We start from the raw sequence: 16762 nt of genomic DNA, 5'->3' as shown, positions 1-16762 counted from the left end.
GGACTGTGCTCTTTTGGTTATGGTTTGGTTATTGGGACAAACGCTGTGCCAGCTCGTATGTTTCCATATCGAAGTCTTTTTTCGTATTAACCACTTTATCAATATCCGTCAGGGTCAGTTCTCCCTTGATAATACCGCATCCTTTGTCTGTTTCACCCGCAATTAGACTGCGTACGGCGAAATCTCCCAGACGACTGGCGAGGTTACGGTCAAACGGAGTTGGCGTACCACCACGCTGAATGTGACCTAATACGGTTACACGCGGCTCATATGTTGGGCAGCGCTCCATCAGTTCTTTTGCTACATCCTCACCTTTGCCTACGCCTTCAGCAACGATAATGATACTGTGACGTTTACCATGTGCGAAGTTGGCTTTCATACGGTCTGCCACTTCATCCATGTCAAACGGAACTTCAGGCACCAGAATCGTTTCTGCGCCCGATGCAAGTCCTGCATGCAATGCGATATCGCCACAGTGACGACCCATAACTTCAACGATGGAAGAACGTTCGTGTGAAGACATCGTATCGCGCAGTTTGTTAACTGCATCTACCACTACGCTTACTGCTGTATCGAATCCGATCGTGTAATCGGTGAAAGAAACGTCATTATCAATCGTTCCGGGAAGACCCATGGTGTTGATGCCCAGCTTGCTCAGTTTGTTGGCGCCGTTGTATGAACCGTCCCCACCAATGACAACCAGGCCGTCAATGCCGCGTGCACGCAGAATGTCTGCGCCCTTTTGCTGACCTTCAGCGGTGTAGAATTCCTTGCAGCGTGCCGATTGCAGAACCGTTCCCCCACGCTGGATGATATCCCCTACACTCCGCAAGTCCATTGGGAAAATATCGTTATTCAAAAGACCCTGGTATCCACGTTGAACTCCGTACACTTCGAGACCGTAAAACAGTCCGCTGCGAACAACCGCACGAACAGCCGCGTTCATCCCCTGCGAATCACCACCGCTCGTTAAAACTGCGATTTTCTTTACTGCTGTCATGATGTTTCTTCCTCCTCTAGTTTCACTTCAGGCTCCCAACACAATACGCCTGACTTACATATGCTTACGAATCCAGCGGCTAAAGATAAAGAAAAATACTCTTGTCATCGGACTATTCTTCATCAAACGCTTGGAAACGACGCGAACTTCCTGTTGTTCGCTGACTTTGGGATCAGACAGGTAAATGGCAAGCAGTCCTTCGATAATCATCCGGTGGAACGAACTTCCCGGAATCTTCTCCACATCACTGCGGGCCATCTCCACAATAAAAGCAATTCGGTCCAGCATTGTCTCCACATTCTCATAATAATTGCAGAAGTTGAGATCTCCCCCGATCCGATCTTCATCCTGATCGATTAAATAATCGAGCATAATATGCAATGCGCATACATGAGGAAAATAGGCAGTGTGGATCGAAGCCGCCTGCTCTTCTGTCAGCTGATCGTCACTCGCAGCCAGAAACAGCATGAACACGCCCAGCGTAGAGCCAGTAGCAGCGGCAAATTCGTTCCAACGGAACTGAGGTGTGCGGTGGCGATGCTCTGACCACCATTCCAGCAATGCCGTTTCTCTCAGTTCCGGCTTGATGTGCTTATATACCTGCAGGTCCGTGTATAGGCCTGCCAGATCCTGAATTTGAGGCTTGGCGGATGCATAGCCTGGCAGCTGACGGGTCAGCTCCTGACATGAGGTCACTAGATTCCTTAGGTAGCCACCGTCATCCTGCTCCTCGCGAAGCGCATAATAATTGACAGGTGTTGCTTCGGGATCTACCGCATCAAGCATAGATTGATGGAGAAGCCGAAAGTCATTCGGGTCCATCGATGTACTGCGATCACACAGATTGTCCAAATAATCACTAATAGTCTGATATGAAACGATCAGTGGAATCAGAATGTGCCTGTTTGGCAAATCAGGTAAAGCATAAACGGTCCCGCCTTCACAGTGGAACTGCTTGTCCCTGAGACTGGCCAGTGCCTGATTGCGCAATTCCTCATTCGGAATTTTCTCCGCCTTGGCACGCCACCCATCCAATTCCTTCCGCGTTTCCGGAATGGTGTATTTGTACACCCCTCTCATCAATGCCAACGGTCCACGCGGATATTGATGACGATTTCGATTTGATTGGCTCAAAATAAATGTGCCTCCACTTGGTTGAATACGTATTAGAGCGATTTTTAACCAATCCTATTATAATATGATCCCCTTAATTGTACAAATGATCTCCCGCATAATCACGGCAAAAAATCACATCTACGAACGACTTGTTGCAAAATACCCCTTCCATTCACATCACATTCATTCTATTTTACCAAATCAACAATAAACCTGGATGACTTCCATAATCGCTGTAAATAAATACAATCAATAATAATGTAAGACCTGGGGATATTAAATTCTGTAATACAAATTACCCACTGGGAGGAATTCAAGTATGAATAAAGCAACTATTGTTTCTCTGTCTGCTTGCCTAATGCTGGCTGTATCCGGTGCTTCTGCATCTGCATCCGCTGCAACTGAACCGATGCACAAAATGGAGAAATCCATGCACAAAGCAGAGCACAAAGCGGAGCACAAAATGCACATGAAATCGCATAAAGGCAAAGAACACAAAATGCATCAAGAATCCGTCAACAAAGAGCATAAAATCCATGCAAAAAGCGTTACACCAAAAGCCCTTCCTAAAACAGGATATGGCGGCGTAAGCGAGTAAAAAGGGATAAGAGAAAAGAGAAAAGAAAACGATTTTTCTTTTCTCTTATTCTTCAATTTATTTATAAGGATGAGAAACGTATGAAAAACAACACTTCATTCGCCGCTATTGTAATTTTCTTAATCATTGCATGCCTTATCCTATCTCCGGCCAATAGCATGAAGGAACAGACCGCTTTCCAAACATCCGCTCCTAAAGATCAGACGAGTACTGATCCCGAGATAAAGACAAGGATTCCGCAATCCATAGTCATGAGTAAGCCTGTTCGTTTGTGCATTCCATCGGTGCATTTGAGTACTTCAATCACTCCTATTCACCTGTCAGAGAATGGACAACTCCAAGTACCCAAGTCCAGTGAGATCGCTGGATTATATGTAGATGGAGTTTTGCCTGGAGAAAACGGAAATGCAATTGTTGCCGGTCATGTAGACAACTATACAGGTCCAGCCATATTTTACCCGCTTAAACATCTGAAACCGGGTACTTTTGTTTTTTTATTTGACCAGAACAACCACTATCTTAAATATGAGGTTTTGGAGGTCGAATCCTATTACACGCAGGAAGCACCTTTGGATAAAATATTTGGCGACACCGCTGAAAAGCAGTTGAATCTGATCACATGTACAGGAACGTACGATCGCAAAAAAAAGGAGCACAATAAGCGCCTTGTCGTGTATACCCGATTAGTTGAATAACATTCAAGAGGAGATAACCATGCATAAGTGGATAACCGTACTCCTGATTAGCTGTTTGTTTATGACTGTGCCACACTTGAGGCCTGCCGAGGCTTCTTCCACTACATCACAACTTGAGATTGAGATTAGTCAAAATCTTGAATCTCTTTTTGCCCAAAGATCCAAGTACTTAGCCGGACAAACTAATAATATGGTTCGCTATTATGATATACAATCTCCCTTGAGCCGTCACGCTTACACAATGGAAATCAATCGTAAAACCTATCTTCATGCATGGAGCGAACATCGTAACATGAAGATTACCGATTGCCAGTCCAAAATCCATATCTCCAAAATTCGTGTCAGAGATAACACAGCGACGATTTCTTTGGGCCATTCGCAGCAAATCACATATGCCTATAAAGACCAATTATCTTCAACCCATTCGTTTGGACTGGGAACCTGGCATGCTGTCACACTGAAAAAAATCAATGATCAATGGATCGTCTGGAAGGAATGGTACCTCGATCCGCTGGAGGAGAACCCTCGACTAATTGCAGCTGGGATGCCTTCTTCACCCCCTCATCGTCCTGAACTAAAGGACGGCAAGAACTACAAACGAAAACAAGCGGTGGACTATGCAAATAAATACGCGGGGATCGCATGGAGAACAAACGACAAGGTCAAGTATAATTCCAAATATAAAAATTACAATAATTTAGGGGGCGACTGTACCAATTTTGCTTCCCAAGCTCTTGGAGATCAGAAGGAAGGCGGCGGGTTACCGATGATGGGAGCATGGAGATACCATTTTCCCAAGGGTGGTACCAAAACCTGGGTACAAACGGATGCATTCAAGGATTTCATTCTTTACTCCGGGTATGGGAAAAAAATCGCGACGGGATCCTTTTCGAAGCTGGTCGAAAAAACGGAGGCTCACCCGTACGGTTTGATAGGCGAGCTAGCCGCTGGCGATCTGATCGCTCATGTAATGAATCATGATGTAGACCATTTTTCTGTTGTTACCGGATTCGATCAGCGCGGCTATCCCCTCGTCAATTCCCACACCGCCGATCGATTTCAAGCACCGTTTGACTTGGGCTGGGATAACAAAACGACGTATATCCTCATTCACATTCGAGACTGATCGCTTCATAACACACATACTTGCCTCCTTTTGCTCATATTAATGGTGGACAAGAAGTGTTTTGTATTGGATGGAGTGAAATAGATGAACATCCCTCCCAGTCTCAAGCAGACGGGTATCCGTATCGGTGCTGTCTCTCTGGTCAAAGTAATGGGTCTCACTGGACGTATCATCCTCACCCGCATGGCGGGTCCTGAAGGTATAGGATTATTCCAAATCGCTTATTCCTATTTTGGTTTCATGCTTATGCTGATAACAGGGGGGCTTCCTACCTCCTTGGGAATGTACACAGCCAAGCAGCCTGCACTTGGCTGGTTCTGGTTCAAGCGATTATCCACCTTGCTGTCAATGATTGGCGCAACTTTCTGTTTACTTACACTCGCCTACGCTTCAACCATTTCCACGTGGTTGGGTAATCCTGTTCTGGAGCCGTTTATACGCTCTTTGTCCATTGCGATATTCGTCGTACCTCTTTTAAGCCTGTTGCGGGGGTACTTACAAGGTCTTGAATATTACAGTGCCATTGCCGTCTCGGAGGTAATAGAGCAAGCTGTTCGTATCGGGCTGATGCTGGGTATGACTTGGCTGTGGCTTCCTCAGGGTGTAATGTATGCGGTCGGGAGAAGTTTGATCGGAACAGCAATGGGCGGAATTGCCGCTTTTGTGATGCTGCTTCTTTTTTTGCGATATACCGGTCAAAAGAATGAAATACCTCCTTATGTTTCCACAGGGAGATCAGACGGCTTTTGGTTTATTAAGAGCTCCTTGGTCATTTCCGTCACACGGCTACTTATTCCCTTTTCCGATATGCTAGATGCGGTCATTATCCCCTTAAGACTGCAAATCGCAGGCTACACCTCCGCACAAGCCACTGCAATGTACGGTCTGCTTATGGGTATGGCCATGCTGGTTGTATATATGCCAACGATTGTAACCGCGGCCATATCACATACCCTGACCATGAAGCTCGCTCTCTCCTGGCAGGAGCTTCGTTATGATTATTTTGCAAAGAAAAGCAGGCAAACGATGGAGATCGTCTGGATTTGGGGGATCACCTCCAGCTGCTTTTTGTGGATTTTCAACCGCGACCTGGCACAGCTCTTATTCCATTCCGGACAAACTGCAGAGCTGATTCGTTGGTTAAGCATCATCCCCCTGCTTGTTGGACTTCGCGAGGTATCCACCAGTATATTGTGGGCACAGGATAACAAAAAAGTCAGTCTGATCGGAACGGCTATCGGTATTACTGCAGCTACCCTCTCCCACTACTTCCTGATCCCTCTAAATGGAGTCCATCTTAAAGGTGGAGTGGCGGGTGTCATACTGATGGAATTTATCATCATGTCTGGAAATCTGATCGGATTAAGAAAATTGCTGAAAGGTGTTCGCATCAGCAGTCTGACTTTGCATTTCATGGTCGTGATAGTAATTTCAGCGTTAGTGGCTTGGTTGAGGGAGTGGACCACCCTGCCTGTATACTGGGGAGATTACGCGATTCTTCCAAGCATTTTTCTATTTTTCCTGTTAAATGGAAGCTATCTGATGATCCACTATCGCCTGAGAAGCTGAAACCGCCCCTTTTGGCAAATACATACATAAACCCAGACCGAATGTCTCGTTCTAAACGTAAACAACCGAATCCCATCTATTTACATCCCATCCCTACAAGACTATAATGTCTTTAATCTTTTAAAGTATCGGAATATTCTTGACCCGCTGGCATTCCATAGCTGGCGGGCATCTCTTTTCTGTAAGCCTTATCTGAATACTAGGCATATTTCATCCATCAAAGGAGTCGTTGACATGACGTCAAGTGAACCACTTTCGTGGAGACGGTTATTTGCATTTTTTGTGCCGCTGGGCATATCCGCGTCTCTCGTTACCATTTCTCACGTAATCATTAACAGCACACTCGCACGTTCCGCTCATCCCGAGACGGTCATTGCCAGCTACGCCATCGCCGGTAGCCTGCTGACTCTCACCGAGCGCCCCTCAACCCTGCTGCGTCAGACCTGTTCGGCGCTGGTAAGGGATCGCCTTTCCTTTCAGGCCCTCACGTTTGTGACCAAAATATTTCTCGCTTGTGTACTTCTGATCGGATTCCTCATCGCATATTCGCCCATTGGTACAGGTGTATTCAAATATCTGTTTGGCGTAAGCCCGGATCTGTTATCCAAAGTAATCGACGTTTATGAGATTCTCATGTATGTCAGCATCTTTTCGGTCATCCGTAACATCTATCAGGGCATCATTATTACGAATAACCGTACAAAATGGCTGACGATCGGCATGTTATTCCGTCTTGCTGGCATGTACGGCCTGTCCTTGTATTTCATATATACAGACAGTATTGACAGCGGTCGTGTAGGCGCTATCATTTTTGCTGCTGGCATGATGATTGAGGCTTTGGTCAGTTTCCTCGAAGGAAACAGCATCAAGCGAAAGATGCCAGCCAAGCTGGAGGATCATCCCGTTGAAAACAAGGGCGACGTCTTTCGCTTCTACAAGCCGCTGTTATTATCCAGTTTCGTGGCTTTGTTTATCGGACCCGTCATTAACATCGTACTTGGCAAAACGACCGGAATTGCTCTGGCCATTTCTTCCTTTGCCGTTGCGAGTAGCCTGATGCAGCTGATGCTAAGCTTTTTTACATACATCCACCAGATCGTGCTGAATTTCTATCTTGTTGATGCCAAACTTGTGAAGAAGTTCGCACTCGTCACCGGATTCGTTCCTTTTGCGATGACCGTCTCCATTGCCTACACCCCACTTGGACCGTGGGTATTGGAAAATGTAATGAGCGTACAGGGTAATCTGCTACAGCAAAGTTTGTGGACGCTGCGAGCGTTTGTATTGTTTCCGCTGATTTCACCTTTTCTTGACTTCAGCAATGGTTTGATTCTGCTGCGCGGACAGACCAAAACGATGTTTCGCTCCCAGACGGCCAATGCCATATGTACGGTTATCGTCCTGCTCATTCTGGTCAGCATATTCCCGGCGTGGAACGGCATGATCGGTGCAGTGGCTCAATCCCTCGGTTTGCTTGCCGAGCTTATCATTGTCTGGCTGGTCATCCGGCGTACGCAAAAGGAACCTACGATGTCTGTTCCCTCATCCGGGAAATCTTCTTCCCTCAAAGGATAATAAAATTGAACTGTAATCAAGAATGGAGCCTTTCATCATGAAATCAAGTCATACCGCCCGGCCAGATCAAACCTGGCTGCGGGCACTCATGTTCACCATCTTCGGTTCCACCGTACTGGTGGTATCGTATTTTCAGCTTTATTTCAGCCATCTGGGGTTCAGTCGGGCTGAGATTGGTTACCTGTACGGAATTGGTCCTCTCGTCTCCGTATTCTCCAACATGTTCTGGAGCATGGCCAGTGACCGCTACAAAACCGTACGTAAAGTGATGATCATCTTGCTTGCCGGGCAGCTGATCACAGGTGTCATGCTCGCCAATGCTACAACCTTTGGTGAGGTATTTGTACTGGTGACCCTGTTTTACTTTTTCTACTATCCCGTCTATCCGCTTTCCGATACGATGGCAATTACAACCGCAAGCAAATATGGCCGGAATTTTACTTCCATTCGTGTTTTTGGCTCGATCGGATATGCATTCTTTGCGTTAAGCATCGGATACTTTCTCGGCTCTTTCGGGCCGGGATGGACGATGTGGGTATGTATTGCGCTGGCAGCCACTACCCTCCTGATCGGTTTCCGATTAAAAGATCAGCCTTCGGGCAGCAGCACTAAAATGGATCTCTCAGGACTATGGTCCATCTTGAAGCGAAGGGATGTTCTTACCTTTTTCGGCTGCGTTTTTCTGCTCGCTCTGGGTCACCGGATGAACGAAGCTTTTCTTACCATTACGCTAAAAGATTTAGGTGCCAGTGAAGGGCTGATCGGCTGGTCACTGTTGATCTCTTCCGTAAGCGAAATTCCGGTGTTTCTGCTGTTAAGCAGATACGGCAATCGCTACAAGGAACTTCCTTTGCTCACGATTGCTGCGCTGATGTATACGATTCGTTTATTTCTGATGTCCATCTCAGATACACCTGCGGCAGTCGTTGCCATTCAAACGATGCACAGCGTGACCTTTGGCATCTTCTACGTAACTGCGGTCCGTTACATTACCCGCCTTGTTCCCGATGATTATCGGGCGACTGGCATGGCCTTGTTCACCATTGTATGGTCCAGCGCTTCCGGTCTGCTCAGCGGAACACTGGGTGGATTGCTGCTGGAGCATACCGGCAGAAACACTTTCTATCTCACGGCGATGGCATTCTCCCTGGCCGCACTTATTGGATTTTCCATGAAGCTTTGGTCAAGCATGACTAGCCGCGCATAAGCAGCAATGAGAACTTCCCTTATGGAACTCAACATATCAAAAAAAGCACAGCCTCCCATGGGGGGACTGTGCTTGGGTTCTTATATTCAGCTAGAAGCCAATCATTTATAAGAAATCCGTTTAACCGGAAATATTCTTACAATTTGTTTACGTTAGCTGCTTGAGGACCACGGTTTCCATCAGTGATTTCGAATTCTACCGCTTGACCTTCTTCCAATGTTTTAAAGCCGTCGCCTTGGATTGCGGAGAAATGTACGAATACGTCCTCGCCGCCTTCAACTGAAATAAAGCCATAGCCTTTTTCTGCGTTAAACCATTTAACTGTACCTTTCAAATGAACAACCTCCTAAAAATATCGCCATCTATGGCGAATACCCTTATTATACTGTAGGACCTTCTACATTGCAATTTATCTTTTCCATAAAAGTCGAAAAAATTTGCTTTGAATCCAAGGGTACGGTATCATTTTACCAAAACCGTTAGTTTGGAGACTACCTATGATAAAAAAACATGAAATATACAAAACAGACAAGTGGAATATGATGACCGTAGAAGTTCAAGGCAAATATCTGGTGCTTCGTGAAATATCGGAAGAGTGGGGCGAAGAATGCCATACATTCCTCAGCCGACCTGCGTTGATGCACTGGGCTGAACGCCGCTTCCCGAAAGAAGATTTTGAGAACCGCGAGGACGAATGGCGTCAATTGATGGCTGCCTTCAAAGGGGTCTAGCCTATGCAGCTTGACTCAAGCAATGTTGTCATCTTTATTATTCTTGCTTTTTCCCTGGGAATTGTGCTGATTCTGGGACGCAACTCCATCCCGGATCGTCTAAGACGGGGCATGGCTCTGATTGCTACCCTGCTGATTTGTTTCGCATTTTTCCTGATCGTTTACTTCCTGGTCAACATGGGAGCCTAGCTTTTTCAAATATTTCATTGCCCCTCAGGTCATACTATACGGGATTATTCGTATAGTGAGGAGGAAGGCCGTTGAAATACCGCAAATCGCTGTTTATTCTGCTGGTACTTAGTCTGATTCCTTCGTCTCTCTCCGCACAAGCGAGTGGGACGAAGGCAGCTTCGTCTATATATTCATCACTTCATCAAAGGAGGATTCCCATGAGTCAACTATTGAAACGTTCCGAGGTACCTACTGAACAAACCTGGAAACTGGAAGATCTATTTGCCGATCAGAAAGCTTGGGATCAGGAATATGAAGAAGTATCGTCTTTGACCAAGAAAGCCTCCGAATTTCAGGGCAAACTGAACAAACCTGAGGCACTCAAAAACTGTTTTGAACTCGAAGATGAGATCGGTCTCAAAACTGAACGTCTCTTTGTATATGCCCGGATGCATCAAGATGAAGACACAGCTAACCCTACATATCAAAACCTCTCCCAAAAAGCACAGAAGTTAAGCGTGCAGGTTGGTGAAGCACTATCTTATGTTACACCCGAAATCTTGTCCCTTCCGGATGATCAATTGGATGCCCTCATCTCCAACGAGAAACTCTCTGCCTATAAGTTCACATTGGAAGAGATGAAACGTGAAAAGGCTCATGTACTGAGCCAAGCTGAGGAAGCACTGCTTGCACAGGTGGGCAACCTGTCCCAGGCACCACAGACCATCTTTAGCATGTTGAACAATGCCGATCTTAAGTTCCCGAAAATCAAGGATGAGCATGGAAAAGAAGTGGAACTCACCCACGGCAGCTATATTCAGTTCTTGGAAAATCCGAATCGGGAAGTTCGCGAGCGTGCCTTCAAAGCGGTGTATGAAACCTATGCCAAGCAAAAGAACACGATTGCTGCAGCACTGAACGCCAACGTAACCAAAAACATGTTTTATGCCGATGTTCGGAAATATCCTTCCGTCATGGATATGTCCCTCTACGGCGACAACATTCCGAAGGATGTCTACACCAATCTTGTGGATACGATTCACGAAAGTCTTCCGTTGTTACACCGTTACATGGACCTGCGCAAAAAACTGCTCGGCGTAGATAAGCTGCATATGTATGACCTTTTCGCTCCACTGGTGGATGAATACAAAATGGACATTACCTACGAGGAAGCGAAACAAACGGTTAAAGATGGCTTGAAGCCGCTTGGTAAGGATTATGCAGACGCATTGCAGGCCGGCTATGATGACCGCTGGATTGATGTATACGAAAATGAGAATAAACGTTCAGGCGCATACAGTTGGGGAGCCTACGGCACTCACCCTTACGTGTTGTTGAATCACAAAGATAATCTGAATAGCATGTTTACACTGGCACATGAAATGGGTCACGCTCTACATTCCCACTATTCGGACACTACGCTTCCGTATCGGGATGCACAGTACACCATTTTCCTGGCAGAGGTTGCATCCACAACGAATGAAGCCTTGCTGATGGATTATTTACTTAATAAATCGACGGATCCAAAGGAAAAGCTGTACTTGCTGACGTATTATGCAGATCAGTTCCGTACCACTGTATTCCGTCAAACCATGTTTGCAGAATTCGAAAAAATGATTCACGAGCGCGCTGAACAGGGTGAGGCTCTCACACCTCAGCTGCTTTCCGAAATCTATTATGACCTTAATGTCAAATACCATGGAGACAGCATGGTTGTGGACAAAGAGATTGAAATGGAATGGGCACGTATTCCCCACTTCTATAACAGCTTCTACGTGTACAAATATGCGACCGGCTTCTCAGCAGCGACCAGTTTCTCCAAGCAAATTCTGGAAGAAGGTCAACCTGCTGTGGACCGTTATCTTGGATTCCTCAAGAGCGGCGGCAGTGACTATTCCATCAACATCCTGAAAAAAGCAGGAGTGGATATGTCAACGCCAGAACCGATTCGTGAAGCTATGAGCGTGTTTAAGGAATTAATTGAGCAAATGGAACAACTAACCAAATAAGGTTGCTTCTCGTCCATGTGACCTGTATCCCTTGCCCATTGGGGCAAGGGATTTTATAATCAAGCAAGATGCAAGACTCATGAATTAGGGTAATTGCGTACATAGTCCTGAATTGTTCAACAAGGAGGCACCACCATGAAAATGCAATGGGCGCTCATCGCAGGTCTCGTTTTTGCACTGCTTACCGGAATTTTTGCAGTCATTAATGTGGATTCCGTACAAGTCAACCTGCTATTTAACACGGTTCAAATCCCACTGATTCTGCTCATTCTTGGCTGTACCCTAATCGGTGGAATCATTGTAGGGTCTTATGGCATCTTCCGCCAATATCGACTGCAACGCGAGAACAAGCAATTGAAGTTACGTGTATCCGAATTGGAGAGCTCCGCAGCAAGCAGCTCTTCCTCCTCTCTGGACTCGTTTAAAACGATGGATACCTTCGGAACGAACGATTCGGACAACGCTTCTGCGGAGTCCGATTCCATTCATAGCCAACGAAAAGGAAATCCTTCGGGTAAGCTGTAACACATCACATCAGAGGCAGCCTGCTGGCCATCAAGAATGGGATTGTACATTCTGCCAGACAGGCTGTATTCTGTTTTAAGAACAACTTTCTACATATTCATTAACGAGGAGGAAATTCCCATATGAGTTTTACCATTGACGAATCCTATGTTCTGTCTTTTCTGAAAAAATTACTGGATACTCCCAGCCCGAGCGGCTATACCCACGATATTATCGAGATGATCCGCAAGGAAGCCGAATCACTCAATGTCGCTTTTGAATTGAACAACAAGGGCGGAGCTGTGCTCACTTTACCCGGGCAAGATTCTTCCAGAACGATTGGACTTAGTGCACATGTGGATACATTGGGAGCGATGGTGCGTTCAATCACTTCATACGGTACACTAAAGCTCACCTCGGTCGGCGGATTTACCATGAACAGTATTGAGAACGAGTATTGCACCATTCACACACGCGAAGGGAAGATCTACACGGGTACCATCCTCTCGCTGCACCCTTCTGTACACGTCTATCCAGATGCACGTACGTTTGAGCGAAGCGAGAGCCATATGGAAGTGCGTATTGATGAAGTGGTCTCCTCCAAGGAAGATGTTTTGGCACTGGGTATCTCTGTCGGAGACTTTATTTCCTTCGATGCTCGTGCGGTCATCACGCCAAGCGGATATATCAAATCACGTCACCTTGATGATAAAGCCAGCGTAGCTGCTTTATTCGGTATCCTGGAATCAGCACATCGCGAAAACTGGAAACCACTACATAACGTTTCGCTGCTCATCTCGAACTATGAAGAAGTTGGACACGGCGCATCTTATATTCCTGCAGAAATCAGCGAATTGATTGCTGTAGATATGGGCGCAATGGGCGACGACCTTAGCTGTAAGGAGACGGATGTATCCATCTGTGCCAAAGATTCGTCCGGCCCATATGATTATGATATGACGACCCGTTTGATCGAATTAGCCAAGCAGGCGAACCTTGACTATGTCGTCGATATTTATCCTCACTACGGCTCCGATGGCAGCGCAGCATTACGTGGAGGAAATAACATCCGCGCTGCGTTGATTGGTCCGGGAGTTCATGCTTCCCATTCCATGGAGCGTACGCATAAAGACGCCGTCCTGAATACAGCGAGACTGCTCGCCGCATATATTACGACCAAGTAAATTGAATTATGGACGGGTGGAAAACAGGACATCATTTAATGAATGCTCAGAGTCGTGATGTCAATCTTGTCAGGCAAGACAACTTGATCATCTATGATCCACCTTTATCATGTAAAAGGACACGTAAGCGATGCCGTTTAGGCGCGCTGAACGTGTCCTTCTTCTTTAGCATGTCTAATCCGCTTGTTCAACATGCTCGCGATATCTGCGTTCCAGAACCTCCAGCTTCTCCCTGTGCTCCCGAATCTCACTCTTCAGCAGAAGCAACGTGCTCCGCACCGCACGTAGTCCATCCTTCACCTGGGTTTCAGCTTTGCGGATTTTGTCCTGAACCATCCAGTCCACAAAGAGATTGTCGAAGAAATAGTCTGCAAATGAAAGCAGGCCTCCAAGATGTAATTCCGTGTTTACGGCCATCCTCACATCCTCCAGCTCCTTCTGAAAACGGCGAAGACGTCTTCCTGCATCCATAATGGCATCCTGGGCATCATCCATTCGACTGCGCTTGATATGGGTGGAGATTACACCACCACCCATCATGTCATATACTCCCCAATTTCCCGCAGAGGACAACGCCTTTTCAGCACGTTCAAGTGCAAGGAGTAGATACTGCCCCTCTCTGTCCGCCTCATTCAGCTCCTGAATCTCACCTGAGAGGTGTTCCCGATCCTCAGCCATTTGCTGCAATTCTGCATCTTTCTCGAGTAGATCGTTTTCCTTCTGGCCCCATAACACCTTGTAATCACTCTGCCAAAACTGATATTGTCGCTGTCTGTCCAGCTCCTGCTGCACCTGCGAGCGTTGCTCCTGGATATCCGTTAACATCTGGCAAGCCGTATCATACGCTGCCTTACTTTCCATTAACTCTAATTCTTCTTTCTCCAGTCGATCCTCTTTTTTGCCAATTAAATGATAAAAAAATGCAGATAACGTCATACTGTTCAACCGATCCACATCGTTTTGTTCCTTCTGCAGGTGTTCCAGACGCTGCTGTACTTTCGTCTTCCACTCTGCTTCCTCCTGATTCAGCTTTTCCAGCCGATCATTCCATTTCTCATACATTCTTCCCTTTTCCTTGAGCACTGCCAATTGTTCATTCAGATCTCTGGACATGGATGTGGTGTTCTCCCCCTTCTATGGAATTCTTTATTTAATTAACGGTTTGAATATGGCTAACGTTTCATATAAATTCATTTACAGCCAAAAAAATCGCCCTCCCTTCAAAGGCGACTGCAAGTCACTTTTTAAAGAGAGGACGATTCATTAAAATATAGCTCTGGAATATGCTTAAGATTTGCTGTTTTCAATCTGTTCTGCAAGCTCATTCAGGACCGTCCATCGTTCCATCAGTTCATCCAGATGACGCTCCGCCTCAGCCTGCTCTGCCATCAACTCCTGCAGCCGGGCTGAATCGCTGAATGATTCTTCCATCTCTTTATTAATACGGGCGAGATTAGCTTCAGCTTTCTCAATATTCTCATCGATCTGGTCATATTCACGCTGTTCCTTGAAGCTGAACTTCAGCCTAGGTTTAACCGCCGAGGCAGCAGATTTACTTTCCTCCGTTGCCGGTTTCACTTTAGCTGCTGTTCCCGTCGTACTTTCCTGAGAAGATGCAGGAGCATTTTTCAGCATCCATTCCGCATATTCACTGTAGTCCCCAACATGCACGCGTACAACACCGCCACCTTCAAAAGACAGCACTTTATCCACTGTCCGATCCAGGAAGTACCGGTCATGGGATACGACAAATACAACCCCTGGGAAATCATCCAGGTAATCTTCGAGTACAGCGAGTGTCTGAATATCCAAGTCATTCGTCGGCTCATCCAGCAGCAGGACATTCGGTGCAGCCATCAGCACACGCAGCAGGTACAGACGACGCTTTTCTCCACCCGACAAACGGGAGATAGGTGTCCACTGTGATGCAGGGGTGAACAGGAAACGTTCCAGCATCTGAGCTGCTGTAATGATAGATCCATCAGCCGTTTTTACATTCTCGGCCACTTCCTTGATGTACTCAATCACCCGAAGAGCTTCATTCATCTCCTGATGCTCCTGTGTGAAGTAGCCCAAATTAACTGTAGAGCCTACAACAACCTCCCCGGCATCAGGTTCCAGCTTGCCGGAGATCATTTGCAGCAAGGTTGATTTACCGCTACCATTCGGGCCCACGATGCCTACCCGGTCACCAGGCACAGCAATATAACTCAGATCGTCAATCAATTTGCGGCCATCTGCCGATTTGGACAGATGCTCGATCTCCAGTATTTTTTTACCCAAACGAGTGGAGCCCACGGATACCTCCAATGAGCCTGACCGATTAGGTCCTTGTTGATCCTTCAACTGTTCGAAGCGGTCAATTCTCGCTTTTTGTTTTGTAGTCCGGGCCTTCGCGCCACGACGAATCCAGGCCAGCTCCGTCCGCAGCAAGTTTTGCCGCTTCTGTTCCGAGGCCGATTCACGCTCTTCACGCTCTGCCTTCAGCTCCAGGAAGCGGGTATAGTTGGCCTCATACCGGAATAAACGTCCATGATCCAGCTCCAGCATCACATTCGCTACACGATCCAAGAAATAACGATCATGCGTGATCATAAGCAGTGCACCGCGCCGTTTTTGCAAATACTGTTCCAGCCAAACTACAGAATCATTATCAATATGGTTGGTAGGCTCATCCAGAATGAGCAAATCACAAGGATGAATCAGTGCAGAGGCAAGCGCTACCCGTTTGCGTTGTCCACCAGACAAGGTGCCCACCAGCGCATCGAATTGACGAATTCCCAGTTTGGACAAAATGCTTTTCGCTTCACTTTCCATCTGCCAGAGCTGAAGCTGCTCCATCTGCTGGTTCAAGCGCAACAAACGCTCTTGCAGTGCCGGATCAGAAGGATTAAGTTCCAGCAGCTCCATCGTTTCTGTATACTCACGTACCGTTTTCATTTCCGGGCTGTCACCCTCGAATACTTGTTGCAGTACCGTATTATCCGGGTTAAACTGGGGGTTCTGTGCAAGGAACTGTATACGCACGTTATTCCCAATCGAGATCTGCCCCTCATCCGCTGGCTCCATGCCTGCAATGACACGCAAAAATGTAGACTTCCCGGTTCCATTGACACCAACGACACCAATCTTGTCCTGGTCGCCCATACCAAATGAGGCGTCTTTAAACAAAATTTTCTCGCCATAGCTTTTCGCAACTTGCTCTACCGTCATTATGTTCATTGCACGTTACCTACTTCTCTGTAAATTAATATTCAATATCTAATAGCCATCCCGC

Annotated in this window: 16 protein-coding genes; 11 read left to right on the top strand and 5 right to left on the bottom strand. The window is 46.6% G+C overall.

Annotated elements, in window-relative coordinates; translation table 11 throughout:
* Positions 1-28: 28 nt before the first annotated feature.
* A complete protein-coding gene (pfkA, locus tag P5G61_RS06765) occupies positions 29-1000 on the bottom strand; it encodes a 6-phosphofructokinase (RefSeq protein ID WP_301245683.1) in 972 nt (323 codons plus the stop codon).
* A gap of 54 nt (positions 1001-1054) precedes the next feature.
* On the bottom strand, positions 1055-2134 hold the full coding sequence (locus P5G61_RS06760) for a tetraprenyl-beta-curcumene synthase family protein (RefSeq protein WP_285074502.1): 1080 nt from the start codon (positions 2132-2134) through the stop codon (positions 1055-1057).
* A gap of 301 nt (positions 2135-2435) precedes the next feature.
* Between P5G61_RS06760 and P5G61_RS06755 the strand changes: the two genes are divergently transcribed.
* The 6 genes from P5G61_RS06755 to P5G61_RS06730 all read left to right on the top strand — a co-directional run bounded on the left by P5G61_RS06755 (position 2436) and on the right by P5G61_RS06730 (position 8886).
* The gene (locus P5G61_RS06755) at positions 2436-2714 is read left to right on the top strand and encodes a hypothetical protein (RefSeq protein ID WP_079345618.1); all 279 of its coding nucleotides are present in this window, start codon (positions 2436-2438) and stop codon (positions 2712-2714) included.
* An 80-nt stretch (positions 2715-2794) separates the two neighbouring features.
* Positions 2795-3409, top strand: coding sequence for a class F sortase (locus P5G61_RS06750; RefSeq protein WP_079345620.1), 615 nt, complete (start codon positions 2795-2797; stop codon positions 3407-3409).
* Between the two features lie 19 nt (positions 3410-3428).
* A complete protein-coding gene (locus P5G61_RS06745) occupies positions 3429-4535 on the top strand; it encodes an amidase domain-containing protein (RefSeq protein ID WP_301245680.1) in 1107 nt (368 codons plus the stop codon).
* Between the two features lie 84 nt (positions 4536-4619).
* Positions 4620-6104, top strand: a complete 1485-nt coding sequence (locus tag P5G61_RS06740) for an oligosaccharide flippase family protein (RefSeq protein ID WP_301245678.1) — start codon at positions 4620-4622, stop codon at positions 6102-6104.
* A gap of 234 nt (positions 6105-6338) precedes the next feature.
* Positions 6339-7679, top strand: coding sequence for a multi antimicrobial extrusion protein MatE (locus tag P5G61_RS06735; protein WP_301245676.1), 1341 nt, complete (start codon positions 6339-6341; stop codon positions 7677-7679).
* A 37-nt stretch (positions 7680-7716) separates the two neighbouring features.
* Positions 7717-8886, top strand: a complete 1170-nt coding sequence (locus tag P5G61_RS06730) for an MFS transporter (protein WP_301245674.1) — start codon at positions 7717-7719, stop codon at positions 8884-8886.
* A gap of 136 nt (positions 8887-9022) precedes the next feature.
* On the opposite strand, the gene P5G61_RS06725 is transcribed toward P5G61_RS06730, so the two are convergent.
* Positions 9023-9220, bottom strand: coding sequence for a cold shock domain-containing protein (locus P5G61_RS06725; protein WP_017689394.1), 198 nt, complete (start codon positions 9218-9220; stop codon positions 9023-9025).
* Positions 9221-9383: 163 nt separating this feature from the next.
* On the opposite strand from P5G61_RS06725, the gene P5G61_RS06720 reads away from it, so the two are divergent.
* The 5 genes from P5G61_RS06720 to P5G61_RS06700 all read left to right on the top strand — a co-directional run bounded on the left by P5G61_RS06720 (position 9384) and on the right by P5G61_RS06700 (position 13485).
* On the top strand, positions 9384-9617 hold the full coding sequence (locus tag P5G61_RS06720; protein ID WP_024629225.1) for a hypothetical protein: 234 nt from the start codon (positions 9384-9386) through the stop codon (positions 9615-9617).
* Between the two features lie 3 nt (positions 9618-9620).
* Positions 9621-9806 (top strand): hypothetical protein, encoded by a 186-nt coding sequence (locus P5G61_RS06715; RefSeq protein ID WP_024629224.1) that lies wholly within the window; start codon positions 9621-9623, stop codon positions 9804-9806.
* Positions 9807-10006: 200 nt separating this feature from the next.
* Positions 10007-11797 (top strand): oligoendopeptidase F, encoded by a 1791-nt coding sequence (gene pepF / locus P5G61_RS06710; protein ID WP_301245995.1) that lies wholly within the window; start codon positions 10007-10009, stop codon positions 11795-11797.
* 135 nt (positions 11798-11932) lie between these two features.
* Positions 11933-12322 carry a LapA family protein gene (locus tag P5G61_RS06705; protein ID WP_301245668.1) on the top strand — a complete coding sequence of 130 codons (390 nt, stop codon included), beginning with the start codon at positions 11933-11935 and terminating at the stop codon, positions 12320-12322.
* Positions 12323-12444: 122 nt separating this feature from the next.
* The gene (locus P5G61_RS06700; protein WP_024629221.1) at positions 12445-13485 is read left to right on the top strand and encodes a M42 family metallopeptidase; all 1041 of its coding nucleotides are present in this window, start codon (positions 12445-12447) and stop codon (positions 13483-13485) included.
* A gap of 174 nt (positions 13486-13659) precedes the next feature.
* On the opposite strand, the gene P5G61_RS06695 is transcribed toward P5G61_RS06700, so the two are convergent.
* Together P5G61_RS06695 and P5G61_RS06690 are read right to left on the bottom strand one after the other, a co-directional pair.
* A complete protein-coding gene (locus P5G61_RS06695) occupies positions 13660-14598 on the bottom strand; it encodes a hypothetical protein (RefSeq protein WP_301245666.1) in 939 nt (312 codons plus the stop codon).
* 174 nt (positions 14599-14772) lie between these two features.
* Positions 14773-16707, bottom strand: a complete 1935-nt coding sequence (locus P5G61_RS06690; RefSeq protein WP_301245664.1) for an ABC-F family ATP-binding cassette domain-containing protein — start codon at positions 16705-16707, stop codon at positions 14773-14775.
* Positions 16708-16762: the final 55 nt, after the last annotated feature.

Origin of the sequence: Paenibacillus vandeheii, from assembly GCF_030433635.1 — a bacterium.
GTDB lineage: Bacteria > Bacillota > Bacilli > Paenibacillales > Paenibacillaceae > Paenibacillus > Paenibacillus vandeheii.
The sequence above is the reverse complement of the archived record's forward strand: the minus strand, read 5'-3'. Positions and strand labels throughout refer to the sequence as shown.

Coding starts and splice junctions, on each gene's coding strand:
- pfkA (WP_301245683.1), bottom strand. CDS start 1,000: ATGACAGCAGTAAAGAAAATCGCAGTTTTAACGAGCGGTGGTGATTCG.
- P5G61_RS06755 (WP_079345618.1), top strand. CDS start 2,436: ATGAATAAAGCAACTATTGTTTCTCTGTCTGCTTGCCTAATGCTGGCT.
- P5G61_RS06750 (WP_079345620.1), top strand. CDS start 2,795: ATGAAAAACAACACTTCATTCGCCGCTATTGTAATTTTCTTAATCATT.
- P5G61_RS06745 (WP_301245680.1), top strand. CDS start 3,429: ATGCATAAGTGGATAACCGTACTCCTGATTAGCTGTTTGTTTATGACT.
- P5G61_RS06740 (WP_301245678.1), top strand. CDS start 4,620: ATGAACATCCCTCCCAGTCTCAAGCAGACGGGTATCCGTATCGGTGCT.
- P5G61_RS06735 (WP_301245676.1), top strand. CDS start 6,339: ATGACGTCAAGTGAACCACTTTCGTGGAGACGGTTATTTGCATTTTTT.
- P5G61_RS06730 (WP_301245674.1), top strand. CDS start 7,717: ATGAAATCAAGTCATACCGCCCGGCCAGATCAAACCTGGCTGCGGGCA.
- P5G61_RS06720 (WP_024629225.1), top strand. CDS start 9,384: ATGATAAAAAAACATGAAATATACAAAACAGACAAGTGGAATATGATG.
- P5G61_RS06715 (WP_024629224.1), top strand. CDS start 9,621: ATGCAGCTTGACTCAAGCAATGTTGTCATCTTTATTATTCTTGCTTTT.
- pepF (WP_301245995.1), top strand. CDS start 10,007: ATGAGTCAACTATTGAAACGTTCCGAGGTACCTACTGAACAAACCTGG.
- P5G61_RS06705 (WP_301245668.1), top strand. CDS start 11,933: ATGAAAATGCAATGGGCGCTCATCGCAGGTCTCGTTTTTGCACTGCTT.
- P5G61_RS06700 (WP_024629221.1), top strand. CDS start 12,445: ATGAGTTTTACCATTGACGAATCCTATGTTCTGTCTTTTCTGAAAAAA.
- P5G61_RS06695 (WP_301245666.1), bottom strand. CDS start 14,598: ATGTCCAGAGATCTGAATGAACAATTGGCAGTGCTCAAGGAAAAGGGA.
- P5G61_RS06690 (WP_301245664.1), bottom strand. CDS start 16,707: ATGAACATAATGACGGTAGAGCAAGTTGCGAAAAGCTATGGCGAGAAA.